The sequence below is a fragment of the Parasutterella sp. St.1A3 genome, assembly GCF_059728705.1.
In genome coordinates this window covers 1,983,624-1,999,179 of record NZ_BAAGFK010000001.1, presented here as the reverse complement: position 1 = coordinate 1,999,179, position 15,556 = coordinate 1,983,624, and the positions used below count along the sequence as shown (strand labels likewise).

The window sequence follows — 15,556 nt, the reverse complement described above, 5'->3', positions numbered from 1 at the left end:
GAATCTCGTAAATAAAAAAAGCCCTCATCCCTTGTGTTACTTAGGTTGAGGGCAGTTTAAGAATTATTCCTGCGTCATAATAAATCCAACCTCTTTAGAGCCGGAACAGCGCTGTTAAAGTCCGGGAACTTTGTCTTTAGACTTCTGGCAAGCTCATGTAAGGAACAGAACCTATTTGGCATTTTTAATCCGCAAGCCTCTAAGATCTCCGGTGTCTTCGATGTTTTTATCTTCCCGCTTTTAATCATTTCTACAAGTTCAGAAGTGCTTTGCCGCTCAAGACCTTTTCTGAGATTGCTGCATTGCTCTACAGTTGCAAAGACTGACCTTTCTTCACTTAGCAGTAGTGGGGCAACGTTTGCCTCTCGAAGACAAGTGGAGATTTCCTCAGCTGTCACGTGTACGGAACTTTTTTCAGCACGATTTTGTATAAGCCGGACAGTGATAAGCGCAAGGTAAACCAGCAGACAATGCGCAATGATGTGCTTTGAGTTAAACACATACATCGGGCGCAGACCGAGATTGGACTTCATAACCCTGAAGCAGTCCTCAATGCAGTTAAGACGATGATACATACCGGCGATTTCGGCATCTTTGAGGATCGGATTTTCTCTTTCAGAGACCACTCCGTCTTTGTCTGCTTGTATCGGCGATTCCTTATACACAACGGCAACATAACCGCATAGAGCCAGTTTGTTTTGCAAGACCTTTTCATCAATTCCAAGAATTGGCTGATCCTTGCCGTTTTCTGTTTTTGCCAAACAGGCCCAACCGGTTTTTCTCGGTCCGATTTTGACTCCCGCCTGTTTCTTCGCAAGAACGATTCCCTGCCAGAGTTTCAAGATGGCCTGATCACGCTTTTGTCGTTTTTTGTTAAACGTAAAGACTAATGTACAGTTGATTTTTGAACCGTTCCCACCCGATTTCTCCCAATCGGAGACCACTTGATAAAGATTGTCATCTGGAACTTCACTGTTTAGCGGCTGATAACGTGACCGGTCCAGCATCTTTTTCGTTAGCGTTTCACCGAGCTTGGTGACTTTTTGAGCCATCAGAAAGCCCATATTGTTCCCGTTCAGCATCGTTAAATTTTCAACCGAGTTCAGGCCTCTGTCAGCTACAACTACCGCTTCTTCAACATCGTATTTTTCTTTGAGTTTGCGGATTGATTCCGGCATTTTTGCAAACTCTGAGGCATTACCGGCATAAACCTGGAAATCCAGAGGAATGCCGTTTTGATCAATGACTAAAGCAATAGAGACAAGCGGTAAGTCAAAGCGATGTTCTTTTGAGGGTCCCCGCATTCTGAAATAGCGATACTTATCGTCCGTAAGCTTTTCAATGAACGCTGCCGGAAGATTCTCGACGATGACATTTCCTTCTCGATCAAGACAATCGACTGGAAGCTCTTCGCTTATAACAGCCTGCTTAACCGTATCGATTAAAACCTCCGCAAAGTCAGACCTCTCATAGTCCTTCTCTTTATCCGACATGGTGGTTTCGAAATAAGTGTTCGTTACGTCATAAAAGAGCAGACGAGTTCTTCCGGTACCGAAGGATTGATTCATCCGGCGATTGACCCACTTAATAATTTCTTCTTTGAGATCGAACAGGTAGGTATAGGCGTCATAACAATTGTCTAAAGTTATGTCTTTGATCGGGTCGCCTAAGTACTCGTCTTTTCGCCTAAAGGTTTTCTCAATAGAGCCCGGTTCAAGAATCTTTCCGGCCACCAAGTAACGGACCAGGCTGTTCAGATCAAACTTTAGCTTGCTTGTTTGCTGCACATACTTGAACTTTCGGTCTAAAGCCAGGTCTTCTTCCCAAATCTGTTTGACAGCAAAGTGCCCGTAATTAAGCAGCGGCAGAGGACTTTGAACACGAGATTGGTCCACTTGGAAGGCTAATGTTTCTTCAAGATCTTTTAGACGCTGCTTTTGCTGCAGCTCGAGTTTTTCTTTGTGCTGACCGTTGTACTTGGCTTTGAGTTTATTAACTGCTTCCGGATCCTCTTTCAGAAGAACATCGAGTCTTCCAAATGTTTTGACAACACGATTTCTTGTCTTGCCGTTTTCATCTCTATATCCCTCAAGCAGCTTGACGTATTTATATTTGCCGCCGGTAACGATACCGATAAACATAGTAGTCCCTCACAAAGAAATCACTACAACATTATAACATAGAAATAAAGTAAAAACAAGTGAAAAAATAAGAACCACGTGGGTTCTCGAAAAAATTTAGAGAATTATTCTCCTAAAGTCGGGAGAAGAAGAGAAGCCTCAGGCTTAATTCGCAAAAGAGCCTCGAGTTTCGGGGCATTTCTATTTATAAGTGAGCAAACACTTGCTTACCGTTTAATAAGATAGGCACGAACCGGTGATGCTTCGATGCCTTCCCATTTCAGCGGGACTGCGTGAAGTTCGTAAAGGCCGGCCTCGACGTCCTGCAGGCAGATGTTTTCTAGAATGCAGATGTCGTGCGAAAGCAGTGCATGGTGAGCTTCAAAGTGAATACTAACTTTCGGATCAATAGATGCGGTGGAAATGCCGATCAAACGGACATCATGCCCGGTCAGTTTGTTCGCAAGTTCCTTTGAGATACCGGCTTCAGGATGATTAGTTTTCAGTAGAATTCGCTGATAATTAAAAGCAGAAGCAGGCATATCTTGGATATTGATTAATTTTCCTGCCTGAGAGACATCTGCAATATACGCTAAACCGACAAAAGTCTCGATGGAATAATTCTGTGCGCCGGGCTGCTCGTAGCCAAAGTGATACGGCAAATCGACGTGAGTGCCCACATGCGGTGTGAACTTAATTTCGGAAGTGTTGATTTGGCCAAACGAAAGATAATCGATACACAGCGGCGTGTCGCCTTCGAATACCGGAGTATTTCGGTTAACCGTCATGGAAATGTCGATAACTTTCATTATTTTTGCTTATTCCCGTAAATCTGTATGCGCAAAACAATTTGAATCCGTCGACTCTGTCCGTAAAATTGTAACTTGAAAAGTTTTAATAAGTAAGGACTCACCTTCGGTAATGAATTTTGAAAACCCGGAGCTTCTTATCTTGAGTTTTCAGGCATCGAAGAGAGGGTACAAAAAAGCCGGCATGGCGCCGGCATATTGCTTATAGGACTTCTATTCCACGTTGAATCCGTTCCTTCTTGCGGCAATCAGCGCTTCAGTGCGGTTTCTCGCGTCAAAGGCACGGTAAATCGCAGTGACGTGCGTTTTAATGGTGCCTTCGGAAAGATCAAGTTTGCGGCAGATCGATTTAATCGAGTCGCCCTGGCTCAGCAGTTTTAAGACCTGACACTGACGAGTGGTCAGATGTACCGTCGAGGAAGGATTGACCGACGGTTGCTGCGGGCTCATACCGATCGACTGCTGCTGTGTCAGTATCTTCGATGGTATGTAAACACCGCCTTCTAAAACGAAGTTCACGGCACCCTTGAGCAGATTCGCATCCAGAGACTTCGGAATAAAACCGGCTGCGCCCGCTGACAGTGTTTTCAAAATACTGTCCGAGTCAACTAAGCCGGAAAGAACCAAAATCTTCAGTGCCGGGTATTCAAGGAGCAGCCTTTCCAGAAGTTCCGTTCCGGTAGAGTCCGGCAGACCTAAATCTAAAATCATGAGATCAGCGGAGTCCCCATACTTGGAGGCGAGTTCCAATGCTTCCTTCGCAGTGGCGCCGACGTGAATGGAAACGCCCGGGTACATGCTTTTCAGAAGTGCGGAGAGCGCGGTTGTGATGAGTGAGTGGTCATCAACTAACAGGATTGTCTGGGGCTGTATCAAAACATTTCTCCTTTATTAACCATGCTAAGGTAAATCGATCCGAGCCTTCCGTCAATATACTCAGGTAAATATGGGCAATCAGCAGATTCTCGGCAGCTGTTCACCCGTTAGCCAGTCCACCATACGCACACCGCCAAAGCCGGTTTCCATCTGCACAAAGTGATTTTCGTCTTCAATACAGCGTCCGATCAGCTGAGCGTTCTGTCCTAAAGGATCCTCCCGCATGATGGCAAGCATCTTTTCTGCATCCTCAGCCGCGCAAATCGCGATCAATTTCCCTTCATTTGCAACGTACAGCGGATCAAGCCCTAAAAATTCACAGGCGGCTTCCACGCTTTCCTTAACCGGAATCCTGTCTTCTTCCAGTACCATTCCGATATTGGACTGTGAAGCGATTTCATTGAGCGTAGTGCCCAGACCGCCGCGTGTCGGATCTCGCATGCAGCGCAGAGAAGGAACGCCTTTGACGAGCTTTTCCGTCAGACGGTTAAGACTTGCTGAGTCACTCTCGACATTGGTCTCAAAGCCTAGATTGACGCGCTGACTCATAACGGCGACACCATGATCGCCAATGTCTCCGGAAATGGCGATCACGTCTCCGGGCTTACAGAATGAGCCGGAAAGACGAACGCCTTTAGGAAGCACCCCGACACCGCAGGTGTTGATATAGATGCCGTCGGCTTTTCCTCGCTCTACGACCTTTGTGTCGCCGGTCACGATATAGACGCCGGCTTCTTTAGCGGCTTCAGCCATGCTTTCAACAATGCGCTTGAGATCCGACAAGGGGAAGCCTTCCTCAAGAATAAAACCGGCCGACAGATACTTCGGAACAGCGCCGCAGACCGCAACGTCATTGACGGTGCCGTGCACGGACAGCGCGCCGATATCTCCGCCTGCAAAAAAGATGGGACTCACAACGTGAGAGTCGGTCGCCATGATAAGTTCGCCCTCCGGGCACGGAAGGCGGGCACCGTCGTCACCCTGATCAAGATATTCATTGCTGAAGTACTTCGCAAACAGTTCGGAAATCAGCTGTGCGCTGGCTTTGCCGCCGGCACCGAAATTCATTTCGACTTTGCCGGTCTTGAAATTCACAGGACGCTGATAGTGTTTCTTTTCGCTTGTCATACTCTTCTCCGCTGTCTATGCGCGTTTATGTCTTCCATAGTTGAAGTAGGCGGCGCATGCCCCTTCACTCGAAACCATGCAGGAGCCGATCGGATTTTCCGGTGTGCAGACGGTGCCGAACGCTCTGCAGTCGGAGGGATGCTTCTCTCCGCGTAAAATGGCGCCGCATTCGCAGGCTTTATTGTCCGGAACCCGACGATATTTAAGTCCGAAGCGCTTTTCCGCATCGAACTCGCTATAGGCGTCTGAAAGCTTCAGTGCGGAATTCGGAACGCTGCCTAATCCTCGCCATTCGAAAGAATCTCTGAGCGCAAAAACTTCATGAACCATCTTCAGCGCTTTGGTGTTGCCTTCAGGTTTGACGGCTCGAATAAATTCGTTTTCGACTTTGGCTTCACCTTTGTTAATCTGACGGATCAGCATGAGAATCGACTGCAGCATGTCCAGGGGCTCAAAGCCTGCGATAACCACCGGTTTATGATGGTCCCGGGCAAAGGTTTCATAGGGTTCGCTGCCGATAATCGTAGAAACGTGCGCAGGACCGACGAATCCGTCAATATGAACCTTTTCGTCATTCTGCAGGATATGGTTCATCGCAGCCGGTGTCAGAACATGATTGCAGAAGACAAAGAAGTTCTTAAGGCCTTCGGCTTTTGCCTGCTTGAGTACAACGGCTGTCGCAGGCGTTGTGGTTTCAAAGCCGATCGCAAAGAAAACGACGTTTTTATCGGGATTGGCCCTTGCGATCTCCAGGCAGTCAGAGGCGGAATAAACCATGCGAATGTCGCCGCCCTGAGCTTTGGCCTTCATCATGGAAAGACCTCCGGAAGCCGGTACTCGCATACAGTCGGCATAGGTGCAGACCGTCGCGCCGTGTTCCAGCGCAAGCTCAATAGCAGAATCAATTCGGCCGATTGGCATGACGCAGACGGGGCAACCGGGTCCGTGAATCATTCGCACGTTCTCAGGAAGCACGCCCTCCAAACCATAGCGGCTGATGACATGAGTGTGGCCGCCGCAGAATTCCATCAGGCGATAACTTTTGTCGCTTTGTACTTCCGCCTTAATGTCCTTAATGATCTTTTTGGCAAGTTCCGTGTCACGGTATTCGGTAATGTATTTCATCGATCCGGTTCCTTAGGCAGGTTGGGAGGCTTGCGCAAAAAGTTCAAGCGTTTTCTGCGCCTCAATCGGATCGATTTTCTGAAGCGCGTATCCCACATGAAGAATCACGTAGTCGCCAACTCTCACATCGTCAATCAGCGCGGTGGAAATTGTTTTTTTAAGACCGGAGATTTCAACAACGGCGGTCTCGTCGTCGATGATTTCTTTGACCTGAACAGGAATGGCTAAACACATAACTAAACTCCGTTATTCGAATGAAGCTTCATCAGCACGGCATAAGCCTGACCGAGAGAGACGCCTCCGTCATTGGGCGGAATGCGAAGCCCTTCATAAACGCTGAGAGAGCCTTCTTCCAAATAATTTCTGAGGCTTCTGCTGAGTCTGGTATTCAGACAGCATCCGCCTGATAAACATACTTTTCTAATCTTGTTTTTTTCTGCGACAGCCAGCGCTAGTCGGCTGAGCGCGAAAGCGACGGTTTCATGGAAGTCAGCCGAGGCTTCAGCCGCAGAACTGTATTGAGTTAAATTTAATAGGAGCGGCACAAAATTGACGCCGCTCTCGCTGAATTCGAGCAGATCCTCGCGCACGCGTCCCTTTGTCCCGTAACCGGCTGCTTGGAAAAGAACCGGTGCTTCTCCTTCATAGGAAGAATGGGTCTTGACACCGGTAAGAGCGGCAGCGGTATCAAAAATCCTTCCTAAACTGGAACTCTCCGGAATCGGCAGGTCCGAGGCAAGCATGCGCTCAATGATCGAAGCGCCTTTGAACGGGAAGAGTCGTTTAGCATTTTCTGCCAAACCGTTTTGGCATAGCAGCGCGTAGGCCATTCTCCAGCCCTCGCGCGCGCATTTGTCGCCGCCGGGAAGAAGAATCGGCGATAGAGACTTCAGGCGCTCAAAACCCAGGGGATCAACTTTCAGCAGCTCGCCGCCCCAGGATTTTCCGTCAGTGCCGAGTCCGACTCCGTCAAGCGCGAGACCCAGCACCGCTTCTTTAAGCCCGTGTTCGGCCATCACCGCGGCAATATGCGCATGATGGTGCTGTACGGCAATGAGTTCGACATCAAACTCATTGGCAAGCTTTTCTGCCAGCACCGTGGAATAAAAATCCGGATGAAGATCGCATGCAATATAGTCGGGCCTGATCTCAAAAACTTCCGACAGATGCCGAATCGCTTTTTCAAGCGTGCGGTCGTTGCTCACTCTGTCTAGGTCACCAATGTGCTGCGTCAAATAAGCATGAGTGCCTTTTGTCAGACACGCGGTGTTCTTTAACCACGCGCCTGCAGCAATGACGGACGGACCTGAGAATGGGAGTGCGATTGCCTGAGGAACGAGACCTCTGGCGCGGCGAATGTACTGAACGTCATTGTCTTTGGCCTGCGCGACCGAATCATCACAGCGGATCAGGATGTCGCGGTTGTGTACAAGGAAACAGTCACAGATGCCTTCCAACAGACGTACCGCCTCGGCGTTGCTGATTACAAGCGGCTCGCCGCCAGCGTTCGCACTCGTCATAACAAGTGTCAAATCGTTGGGTTTCTCATGCCAGAGCGGATCCTCGCTTCGATCGGCCGCTTCAAAAAAGAGCAGCCAGTGAATCGGAGTGTAGGGAAGCATCAGGCCGATGTGCGTCAAATTCGGCGCGATACCGACTAAATGATCGTCTGCGCCGGGTTTCTTCGGCAGAAGCACAATGGGCGCTGCAGAGGACTCGAGAAGCTTCTGAGCTTCTTCGGAAACCTCGGCGATTCTGCGCGCGGACGCGGTATTCTGAACCATTAAGGCAAAGGGCTTGCTCGGTCGCTTTTTGCGTTCGCGAAGACGAGAGACCGCTTGAGCGTTTTTTGCGTCGCAAACCAGATGAAAGCCGCCAAGACCTTTGATTGCGGCAATTTCACCGGCCTTAATCCGTCTCATGACTTCAGCGAGCGGATCATCGGTATTGATCGGAAGCCCGGCTTTGTCAAGCAGCGTGACGTGAGGTCCGCAGACCGGACACGCGTTCGGCTGGGCATGAAATCTTCGATCCAGAGGATCGGTATATTCCTCAAGACAGTCCGAACACATCGGAAAATCTTTCATGCTCGTCTGCGGCCGATCATAGGGAAGATGCGCTGTGATGGTGTAGCGCGGCCCGCAGTGCGTGCAATTGATAAAAGGATAGCGATAGCGGCGATTGTTCTTGTCCGTAAGTTCGGAAAGGCACGCTCTGCAAACCGCCGCATCAGCAGGAATGACGGTGCTGACCGCGTCGCTGTGGCTTTCGAGAATCTTGAATTCGGTAAAGCCGCTCGGTTCGATCTCTTCGGAAACTATAGTTTCGATACTGGCAAGCGGCGGAAGTTCTGTCGTAAGACGCTTCATGAAGCGCGCGATGGAGGCCTCTTCGCCTTCCACTACAGTTTCAACGCCCTGACCGTCGTTTAAGACAGTTCCGTTCAGGTTTTCGTCAGTTGCTAAAACATAAACAAAAGGCCTGAACCCGACTCCCTGGACGGTTCCGTTGATCCTGAGACGACGCGCGCTTATCCTGCTCATGGACAAAACTCCCGATTCACCGATCAGGCTAAACGGCTGAAGCGGTTTTTAAGCCAGCCGATCCATTCGTTCATGCCGGTGCCTTTAGTGGCAGACACTTCGATAATCTCGATGTCGGGATTGACGCGCTTTGCATATTCCTTGCATTTTTCAACGTCAAAATCCAAATACGGCAGCAGATCGATTTTGTTCAGAAGCATCACTGAGCTTGCCGCGAACATGTCCGGATACTTGATGGGTTTGTCTTCACCTTCGGTAACGGAAAGGACGACAACTTTGCAGTCTTCTCCGAGATCGAATGCGGCGGGGCAGACGAGATTGCCGACATTCTCGATAAAGAGAATAGAGCGATCTTCCGGTTTGATCTTTTCGCAGGCTTCATCAATCATTTCCGCGTCAAGATGGCAGCCTTCGCCGGTGTTGATTTGAATCGCGCGGCATCCGGTCGCTCGAATGCGTTCGGCGTCGTTGAGTGTCTGCTGATCGCCTTCAATAACGGCGAGTTTAAAGTCTTTGGAAATACGCTCAATTGTTTTGCAAAGAAGCGTGGTTTTGCCGCTTCCGGGACTTGATACCAGATTCAGAGCAAGAATGTGTTTATTTAAAAACTTCTCGCGGTTCTGCTGGGCTTTTTTGTCGTTTGCGTTCAGTACGTCAATTTCGAGCTGGACGAGACGATCGTTAACTTTTTCCATTTGTTTGGCTTCAAGAGTACGGCACTTCGGTCGGCTGAGAAGCCGTCGAAGCGCCAAATAAAATTATTCGTGATGATGGTGGCCGGCGTCGCCGTGTTCGTGATGGCCGGCATCGTGGTGATGGCGGTGCTGGTCATTGTCGCGATGATGATGGCCGTCTTCATCATGAGGATGTTCATGAGTATGCTGGCAGGCGCCGTGATCATGAGTATGGTCTAAATCTTCAATCTTGGCGCTCTTTCCGCCGCATCCGCAGGTTACGCACATAATGGCTCTCCTTATTAAGTTAACTGCAAAAATTATTCATCGTCTCCAAGCTCAAGCTCGGACACTCTGAATTCCGTTCCGCCGTTGATCGACAGCTGATAGCTCCCGCATTCGGGACAAGCGTCTCCGCGTCGATGCAGAGGTACGGTCTTTTGGCACATCATGCACCAGGCCGTGCCCTGCGGGCGTTCTATTTCAATCTCGGCGCCTTCCATAGGCGTTTCTTGCGAGGCAATTTTGAGGCCCTGCATCAGAGCGTGCATCTCCACTCCGGCAAGCTCTCCGACAATCAGTTTGACTTTTGAGACCTTCCGGGTGTTGTTGGCCTCGGCTGTGTTTTCAACAATCTCGACAATGCTTTGCGCGAGCGACATCTCATGCATGGCACACCTCGACTTCAAAGGCGGTACACGGATCAAAGGAAAGGATGGTGAATTCGGCCGCCTCTTTAAGCGCGGCGGCGTCATCAAACTTCAGAGACATGAGCGCCTGTTTAAACCATTTGGAGCGCACGACGTTGATATCGGTCGGAGTGAGGATGCTATAGTCCTTAATCTTCGCATCCGCTCCGCGGCCTTCGAGCCTTACCGTATGCAGAAGGATTCCGCGTGAATTCTGAACCAGGGAGGCGGCTGCTCCGTTGCTCAGCCTGATCGCGCTGACTGTTTCAAATGGGATGCGTACCAAATCCGCGGCGCTCAGTACTTCCATAAATCGAGCGACAATGCGTGTGTAATTAGTGTTGCCGTCCTGAGCGAGCAGACCGGCCTCAGACGGTCTGTGGGACATGCGGGCAACCGGTCCGGTCAGCGCGTCAACTTCGATGTTCCATGGCTCCTTATCCCAGCATCCTTTTTCTTTCAGCGCCTGCAGAATAAAAGTCGGACTTTTGGTCAGAAGCGGAGCCGGGCACCAGCCTTTTGTACGCTGTGTTTTTGAGATTTTGGCAAAGAAACCGGATAGGCTCTCGGGTTTCGTTTCAATCGTTCCGTTGTAAAGATCCTGTTCCCAATCATTGGAAAAACCGTCAAGCAGCAGATAGGACACCTCGCTTCGAAGCGAAGCCCAGAGTTTCTCGCGCTCTCGAAGATTGTTGTAGGGCAGCTCTTTCAGCTCTTCACAAAGAGCGCGAACATTAATGAGCGACTGAGATTTTGTGCTCAGAAAGTCGCGGCCCGCGCAGCGCATCGCGAAAAAAAGAGTCCCTTCTCGGATGATTTCTAAATGATTGGCAAAGCGGCACTGGGCAATCAGCTCCTGATCCGGATCTTCGTCCGTCGCGGCCGCGCAGGCAAGCTTCGCTGCGGCAAGCTGAGAGTTGGGACAAAGCGCAAAAATAGTCTGGAAAATGTCAAAGGCTTCCTGAGGAGAACGGCCGCGAACCAAATCTTCGACTTTGATTTCTTTCGGCAGTTTGATCTCAACGTCCGTGACGCGATGGTCTCGAACTTTAAGGACAAACTTCATAGAGCCCAAAAAACTCATGATTCTTCCTCCTCTTTTTTTCGGGGGCTCAGAAAAGCCCTTCTAGAGATAGGTCTCTCAATTGCCGCGGAGACCGCTTTTTCAATCGCTTCCGGATCCGTTTCCTTTTCAAACGCCGGAATCGGCGTTCCGAGCTCCGGCTCACCCGCGGGCTTCATCAGCTCATCAAGCGAATACTTGGCGATTTCGACAGCCATTTCATGATCGGCGACAACTTCATCAAGCGGCGACATGAGTGAGCACATTTGGTATTCACCGAGAATGCGGTCGCGGACGCAGATAAAGTCATAGAGCCCCGCGGGAAACGGATAGTTCAGCCTTCTGCCCTCGGCAACGGACTTCCATTTTGAAGGCTGTCCTTTGCTGAGGATCAGGTTCATGCACCAGGGTGTGACAATGACTCCGAGCCAGAAATACTTCCAGCGCCGGAACCCGACCGCCTGGACTCGGACACGCGGATGAAGCATCGGCAGGCCCATCATGCGGGTCTTCCAAATGCGTTCAAATCCGCGTTCCAGCCTCAAAGCCGGATTAGGTTCCCACGGCTCCTCATTTTGCGGAGTAGCCGGAGTCTTTGTCTCGTTCATAATTCTTGGGTACCACTAAAAATAAATCTCTCTCGCAGCCGCATACTGGACAGTTCCAGTACTCGGGCAGCTGAGAAAACGGTGTTCCCGGCATGATGTTCTGATCAATATCGCCGATTTTCGGGTCGTAGACGTAATGACAGACTTTGCACTCAAGGCAGTCGTCGTCCTTGAGTTTGGAGTTGTCTCCGAGGAAAGTTCCGTCAAAAGTGTGCATCATGACTGAAGCTCCACAGCAGGAAGTTCCCAGCTCTGAGTGACCCATTCAATGAGCTCTTTGATTCGAGCGACGGAATCCTCCAAGTCTTCGCTTGCTGCCATTGCCTCTTCAGGAAGTCCTGAAACGACGAGTGTGTTCAGAATCATGAGGCGCGTCGGCGCGTTGTTCAGATACTGAACACGCCAGAGATGACGAACATCGGTAGAAGAGATTCTGCAGTTGCCGAATCCTCTGGAAATGATGTAGACGGCGCCTTCTCCGACCGCTTTGTCAATGACCTGATGGTCTTCAGCCGACATGGGAAGATGACTGAGGTTGACGGTAAAGGCAGGCGAGCCCGGTGCCCAATCCTTGAGCGCGGTCTTTAGTTCCGCCAAAATCGCAGGACTGTTCATCGCTTCCGGACCGGGTTCGACGGGAAGCAGTCCGGGTCTGCTTGTGGCGTAAGCGGCTTCTGCGACACAGGATGGAATCGCGCTCACTTCAACCTGATCGGCAATCGGTCTTCCTTCGCGGAAATAACGCACGCGCCAAACACCTACGTAGACGGACTCCTGAATGCGGATTTCGTCGAACGTGTCATTGGGGATTGTGATGCGGATCGAGACTTCGCCTTCGCCAAGCATCTGATTGATAAGACCGATCGTCTGGGTATCGAACTGATTCAGTGCGAAAGCAGGGCCGGCGTCTCCGCTGTCCGTGTTCCACAGACGCATTTCGTCATACAGATCGATAAAGAACTGACGGCATTTAATCGCGGTTTCCTTATCGGCAATTTCCGGAGTCAGCGGAGCGCTGAAGGTGTCAACTGTGTCGGGCACGCCGATTGTGTTCGCGACAGAGCGATCGGGCTGAGAGCCCGGGCCGACCAAATTGATAGGAATGGATATTGGACTGATGGACATAGTTCTGTACGGTTTAAAGCAAAATGGTTAAATAGAACGAACGGGAATGCCGATGGAAGGCGGATAAGAGGGTTCGCTGTGAATGATTTCATCGGTTTCTTTCACCAGATCGGCCCAAAGGCGCAGACCGTCAACCGCGCCGAGGTATTTACCGTCGCGGAAAAAGACCATCGCGGGCCAGCGCTTGAAACCGTATTTCACGGCGATGCGGCGTGCATTGGGAGGTCCGACGATCGCCCGATGCTCAATCAGCGCGCAGGATTTGGCAAGTTCGGGTCCGATGACCAGCGCGTCCATCGTTTCTTTCATGCGGTTGGGGTCTTCGACAAAGACGACCATGGAAAGACCGGGCTTCTCTAAAAAGTTCGGCAGCGTTTCCGCGTCGCAGGCTTCGAATCCGTGTTCATTGATCATCCGCAGATAAAGCGGGTGGCTGTATAAATCGATTTTTGGGGAAACGGCAAAGAGTTCCATTATTTTTTCCCTTCCAGTTGTTTCTGCAGGTGCGGAGGAAGTTTTCCGGTATTTGCGACAATGTCGGCAAATGCGTCATTGACATCTGGAGTTCCTCCGTTCATCGCGGCCTCCACCGCGTCAAGCGCTTTGTCAACCTGTACCGCTCTTTCGGGCGTGATTTTTTTTACGGCCATGCCGTTCCAGGCAAGGACCCAGTCGCCCGCTTCGACATTGCCGAGCAGCATGACGTCAAGATTTTCCGTCTGACCTCGTCCGACGCAGACGGCTCTTCCTTCAGAGGGAAGAGATTTCACTTGCATAGGAATTCCGACGCACATTATTCGCTCCGTTTTACATTCAGATGCGCAAAACGAATATCGCCTTCACGGCAGGCTTCCTCCGGAGTCGGTCTGCCTTCTTCATAATTTTTAATATTGAGACACTCGGCGTCCATCAGAGCGGGGACGGTTTCGTTTTCACTGCGCTCGCGTACACCGACGTCCCATTCGCGAAGAATGTGATAGCCGTCTGCGACCGCCTGAGGGATGACATCTTTGGCTTTCTGAGATAGGGATCCGCCGTAGTCGTCAAGCAGAACCGGCTGGAATCCGACGACGGCGATTTCTTTAGGTTCGCATCCGCGAAGCATGGCCGCGGCGAGCAGATCATTCATTCCGTCCTGATGCGGAGAAATTTTGGTCGAGGTCCAGATGCGGATGTCGTCATTGCGCAGTACGGTCAGTTCGCCCGGCGCACCGTGGAAGTCGCAGCAGTCAAAAACCAGAAGATTTTCTGTGCGGCAGATTCGATCGAACAAATACATGCCGAGCGTACCGCCGTCCGCAACAAGATTATTGACATCGGTCAGCGCATATTTACTGTTGAACTGTTCAACCGCTCTGACGCCGAAACCCTCGTCGGCCCAGAGAATATTGCCGATGCCAAGAACTAAACAAGGGATGTCTTTTACTGTGTTCATGTAATCCTCTTTAATCTGCCACCGATCTAGTTACTTTTCAGGATAAATCAGACAGAACGTAGTGTAAACCCTTGTATCGAGGAATTTAAAAATGTAACTAAATTGAGCTGTGTTTTTACGGATTAATCCGAAAAGCTTTATGGGAGGGCAATTAAAAAAGAAGCGTTAAGGAAATGCGTCAAAAGGAAGATTTTAGGCAGTCGGAAACAAGATAAAATGCCGAAATCCATTAATGCGCCGATTCTTTGTTCTCTTTGATTTGCAAGGATTCTTCCGCTTCTTTTTCAAGCGCGACATGAAGGTCCCAGCGCATCTGCAGCATCAGCCAGAATTCAGGCTCCGTTTTAAAGAAACAGGCAAGCCGGATGGCGGTATCTGTTGTAATGGAGCGCTTGCCTACAATGAGCTCATTAATTCGTCGTCTGGAGACGCCTAGGGCGAGGGCAAGCTGAGACTGTGTGATATTGAGCGGTTCTAAAAAACGTGACTCAAGAAAGGCTCCGGGGTGCGGAGCACTTCTTGAGGAACGCGAAAAACGACCGCGGAGCGGAATGGAATTTTCCTTCACACGGTCGTTTTTGTTTGTCATAACACTATCGCTGTAAGGTTAGGCTTTCTTCTGAGCCGGGGCAACATTGTTGCCGGGCTGCGGAATCGGCTCCTTAAAGAAGCGAATGCCGTTAATCATCGTTGAGACCTGAGTACCGCCGCCCATGATGTCTTCACGGAAGCTCATGTAAAGGTGAGCGCAGAGGAAGATCAAGAGGTAGTACATCAGCAGATGGTGTGTGGTACGAACGACCTGAGGGCCGCCCATCCAGGCAGTAACCCATCCGAACCAGCTCATCCAGCCGGTGTCCCATCCCCACTGTTCGGCATAAAGACCGAAACCGGTGATGATGATGGCGATAGAACCAAGCACATACATTAAGCACATTGCTGTCTGAGCAAGCGGGTTGTGGCCCACGTACTCTTTCGGGTGCTTATTGAGGAACAGATAATAGAAAGCCGTTCCGAAGATGCCCTTGATCCACTGCATGTCCCAGAAGGGCAGCAGGAAGATCATGCGGGAATACTTGTTGCCGACAAATGCCCAGTAAATACGGTAGAGCATCAGTACGGAGAAAAGCATACCGAAGACAAAGTGCAGGAGGAGTATGTGCCCGAAGAAGTAAGTATTCCATGTCTCGGCATAGTTCGGAATAGGCGGCCAGCCGATTAGGAATCCGGTGACTACGAGCATGAAAAAGGCGAGACACTGGGCCCAATGCCAGAAGCGTACAGGAGCTTCATACACATATACGGGCTCGATCGGGCCTTCTTCGATTTCGTAAGACCATTTCGAGATTTTCATAAAACCT

General features: G+C 50.3%; 19 protein-coding genes. All 19 read right to left on the bottom strand.

What is annotated here, in order from left to right; all coding sequences use genetic code 11:
• Window positions 1-74: 74 nt before the first annotated feature.
• Window positions 75-2,141, bottom strand: coding sequence for an IS1634 family transposase (locus AC6I1F_RS09295; RefSeq protein ID WP_497801595.1), 2,067 nt, complete (start codon window positions 2,139-2,141; stop codon window positions 75-77).
• 206 nt (window positions 2,142-2,347) lie between these two features.
• Window positions 2,348-2,929 (bottom strand): cyclase family protein, encoded by a 582-nt coding sequence (locus AC6I1F_RS09290; protein ID WP_160334410.1) that lies wholly within the window; start codon window positions 2,927-2,929, stop codon window positions 2,348-2,350.
• Between the two features lie 213 nt (window positions 2,930-3,142).
• Complete coding sequence (locus AC6I1F_RS09285) at window positions 3,143-3,805, bottom strand: response regulator (protein ID WP_251449958.1); 663 nt, start codon at window positions 3,803-3,805, stop codon at window positions 3,143-3,145.
• A gap of 78 nt (window positions 3,806-3,883) precedes the next feature.
• Entirely contained in the window at window positions 3,884-4,933 is a 1,050-nt protein-coding gene (gene hypE, locus AC6I1F_RS09280) for a hydrogenase expression/formation protein HypE (RefSeq protein ID WP_160334408.1), read from the bottom strand.
• A gap of 15 nt (window positions 4,934-4,948) precedes the next feature.
• A complete protein-coding gene (gene hypD / locus AC6I1F_RS09275) occupies window positions 4,949-6,058 on the bottom strand; it encodes a hydrogenase formation protein HypD (protein ID WP_160334407.1) in 1,110 nt (369 codons plus the stop codon).
• A 12-nt stretch (window positions 6,059-6,070) separates the two neighbouring features.
• Window positions 6,071-6,292: a HypC/HybG/HupF family hydrogenase formation chaperone gene (locus AC6I1F_RS09270; protein WP_160334406.1), complete on the bottom strand. Its 222-nt coding sequence runs from the start codon at window positions 6,290-6,292 to the stop codon at window positions 6,071-6,073.
• 2 nt (window positions 6,293-6,294) lie between these two features.
• Window positions 6,295-8,601 (bottom strand): carbamoyltransferase HypF, encoded by a 2,307-nt coding sequence (gene hypF / locus AC6I1F_RS09265; protein WP_160334405.1) that lies wholly within the window; start codon window positions 8,599-8,601, stop codon window positions 6,295-6,297.
• Window positions 8,602-8,624: 23 nt separating this feature from the next.
• Window positions 8,625-9,296 carry a hydrogenase nickel incorporation protein HypB gene (gene hypB, locus AC6I1F_RS09260; protein WP_160334404.1) on the bottom strand — a complete coding sequence of 224 codons (672 nt, stop codon included), beginning with the start codon at window positions 9,294-9,296 and terminating at the stop codon, window positions 8,625-8,627.
• Window positions 9,297-9,359: 63 nt separating this feature from the next.
• Window positions 9,360-9,563 carry a hypothetical protein gene (locus tag AC6I1F_RS09255; RefSeq protein WP_160334403.1) on the bottom strand — a complete coding sequence of 68 codons (204 nt, stop codon included), beginning with the start codon at window positions 9,561-9,563 and terminating at the stop codon, window positions 9,360-9,362.
• 32 nt (window positions 9,564-9,595) lie between these two features.
• The gene (gene hypA, locus AC6I1F_RS09250) at window positions 9,596-9,946 is read right to left on the bottom strand and encodes a hydrogenase maturation nickel metallochaperone HypA (protein ID WP_160334402.1); all 351 of its coding nucleotides are present in this window, start codon (window positions 9,944-9,946) and stop codon (window positions 9,596-9,598) included.
• Window positions 9,939-11,048 carry a hypothetical protein gene (locus AC6I1F_RS09245; protein WP_160334401.1) on the bottom strand — a complete coding sequence of 370 codons (1,110 nt, stop codon included), beginning with the start codon at window positions 11,046-11,048 and terminating at the stop codon, window positions 9,939-9,941. The genes hypA and AC6I1F_RS09245 overlap by 8 nt, the downstream gene beginning before the upstream one ends.
• The gene (gene hybE, locus AC6I1F_RS09240) at window positions 11,045-11,635 is read right to left on the bottom strand and encodes a [NiFe]-hydrogenase assembly chaperone HybE (protein ID WP_160334400.1); all 591 of its coding nucleotides are present in this window, start codon (window positions 11,633-11,635) and stop codon (window positions 11,045-11,047) included. Before hybE ends, AC6I1F_RS09245 begins: the two co-directional genes overlap by 4 nt.
• Window positions 11,598-11,855, bottom strand: coding sequence for a rubredoxin (locus tag AC6I1F_RS09235; RefSeq protein WP_237178684.1), 258 nt, complete (start codon window positions 11,853-11,855; stop codon window positions 11,598-11,600). Before AC6I1F_RS09235 ends, hybE begins: the two co-directional genes overlap by 38 nt.
• Window positions 11,852-12,760, bottom strand: a complete 909-nt coding sequence (locus AC6I1F_RS09230) for a hydrogenase expression/formation protein (protein WP_160334399.1) — start codon at window positions 12,758-12,760, stop codon at window positions 11,852-11,854. The genes AC6I1F_RS09235 and AC6I1F_RS09230 overlap by 4 nt, the downstream gene beginning before the upstream one ends.
• Before the next feature lie 27 nt (window positions 12,761-12,787).
• On the bottom strand, window positions 12,788-13,234 hold the full coding sequence (locus AC6I1F_RS09225) for a thioredoxin domain-containing protein (RefSeq protein ID WP_160334398.1): 447 nt from the start codon (window positions 13,232-13,234) through the stop codon (window positions 12,788-12,790).
• Complete coding sequence (locus tag AC6I1F_RS09220) at window positions 13,234-13,554, bottom strand: HypC/HybG/HupF family hydrogenase formation chaperone (RefSeq protein WP_160334397.1); 321 nt, start codon at window positions 13,552-13,554, stop codon at window positions 13,234-13,236. Before AC6I1F_RS09220 ends, AC6I1F_RS09225 begins: the two co-directional genes overlap by 1 nt.
• Window positions 13,554-14,195 carry a HyaD/HybD family hydrogenase maturation endopeptidase gene (locus tag AC6I1F_RS09215; protein WP_160334396.1) on the bottom strand — a complete coding sequence of 214 codons (642 nt, stop codon included), beginning with the start codon at window positions 14,193-14,195 and terminating at the stop codon, window positions 13,554-13,556. Before AC6I1F_RS09215 ends, AC6I1F_RS09220 begins: the two co-directional genes overlap by 1 nt.
• Before the next feature lie 229 nt (window positions 14,196-14,424).
• Window positions 14,425-14,784 carry a HigA family addiction module antitoxin gene (locus tag AC6I1F_RS09210; protein WP_160334395.1) on the bottom strand — a complete coding sequence of 120 codons (360 nt, stop codon included), beginning with the start codon at window positions 14,782-14,784 and terminating at the stop codon, window positions 14,425-14,427.
• A gap of 18 nt (window positions 14,785-14,802) precedes the next feature.
• Entirely contained in the window at window positions 14,803-15,549 is a 747-nt protein-coding gene (cybH, locus tag AC6I1F_RS09205) for a Ni/Fe-hydrogenase, b-type cytochrome subunit (RefSeq protein ID WP_160334394.1), read from the bottom strand.
• Window positions 15,550-15,556 lie beyond the last annotated feature (7 nt).

What these genes read in the sequence shown, in the direction of transcription:
- AC6I1F_RS09290 (WP_160334410.1), bottom strand. Translation starts at nt 2,929, where the DNA reads ATGAAAGTTATCGACATTTCCATGACGGTTAACCGAAATACTCCGGTA.
- hypB (WP_160334404.1), bottom strand. Translation starts at nt 9,296, where the DNA reads ATGGAAAAAGTTAACGATCGTCTCGTCCAGCTCGAAATTGACGTACTG.
- AC6I1F_RS09235 (WP_237178684.1), bottom strand. Translation starts at nt 11,855, where the DNA reads ATGATGCACACTTTTGACGGAACTTTCCTCGGAGACAACTCCAAACTC.
- AC6I1F_RS09220 (WP_160334397.1), bottom strand. Translation starts at nt 13,554, where the DNA reads ATGTGCGTCGGAATTCCTATGCAAGTGAAATCTCTTCCCTCTGAAGGA.
- hypD (WP_160334407.1), bottom strand. Translation starts at nt 6,058, where the DNA reads ATGAAATACATTACCGAATACCGTGACACGGAACTTGCCAAAAAGATC.
- hypE (WP_160334408.1), bottom strand. Translation starts at nt 4,933, where the DNA reads ATGACAAGCGAAAAGAAACACTATCAGCGTCCTGTGAATTTCAAGACC.
- AC6I1F_RS09295 (WP_497801595.1), bottom strand. Translation starts at nt 2,141, where the DNA reads ATGTTTATCGGTATCGTTACCGGCGGCAAATATAAATACGTCAAGCTG.
- AC6I1F_RS09255 (WP_160334403.1), bottom strand. Translation starts at nt 9,563, where the DNA reads ATGTGCGTAACCTGCGGATGCGGCGGAAAGAGCGCCAAGATTGAAGAT.
- hypF (WP_160334405.1), bottom strand. Translation starts at nt 8,601, where the DNA reads ATGAGCAGGATAAGCGCGCGTCGTCTCAGGATCAACGGAACCGTCCAG.
- AC6I1F_RS09230 (WP_160334399.1), bottom strand. Translation starts at nt 12,760, where the DNA reads ATGTCCATCAGTCCAATATCCATTCCTATCAATTTGGTCGGCCCGGGC.
- AC6I1F_RS09210 (WP_160334395.1), bottom strand. Translation starts at nt 14,784, where the DNA reads ATGACAAACAAAAACGACCGTGTGAAGGAAAATTCCATTCCGCTCCGC.
- AC6I1F_RS09215 (WP_160334396.1), bottom strand. Translation starts at nt 14,195, where the DNA reads ATGAACACAGTAAAAGACATCCCTTGTTTAGTTCTTGGCATCGGCAAT.
- hypA (WP_160334402.1), bottom strand. Translation starts at nt 9,946, where the DNA reads ATGCATGAGATGTCGCTCGCGCAAAGCATTGTCGAGATTGTTGAAAAC.
- AC6I1F_RS09270 (WP_160334406.1), bottom strand. Translation starts at nt 6,292, where the DNA reads ATGTGTTTAGCCATTCCTGTTCAGGTCAAAGAAATCATCGACGACGAG.
- AC6I1F_RS09245 (WP_160334401.1), bottom strand. Translation starts at nt 11,048, where the DNA reads ATGAGTTTTTTGGGCTCTATGAAGTTTGTCCTTAAAGTTCGAGACCAT.
- hybE (WP_160334400.1), bottom strand. Translation starts at nt 11,635, where the DNA reads ATGAACGAGACAAAGACTCCGGCTACTCCGCAAAATGAGGAGCCGTGG.
- cybH (WP_160334394.1), bottom strand. Translation starts at nt 15,549, where the DNA reads ATGAAAATCTCGAAATGGTCTTACGAAATCGAAGAAGGCCCGATCGAG.
- AC6I1F_RS09225 (WP_160334398.1), bottom strand. Translation starts at nt 13,234, where the DNA reads ATGGAACTCTTTGCCGTTTCCCCAAAAATCGATTTATACAGCCACCCG.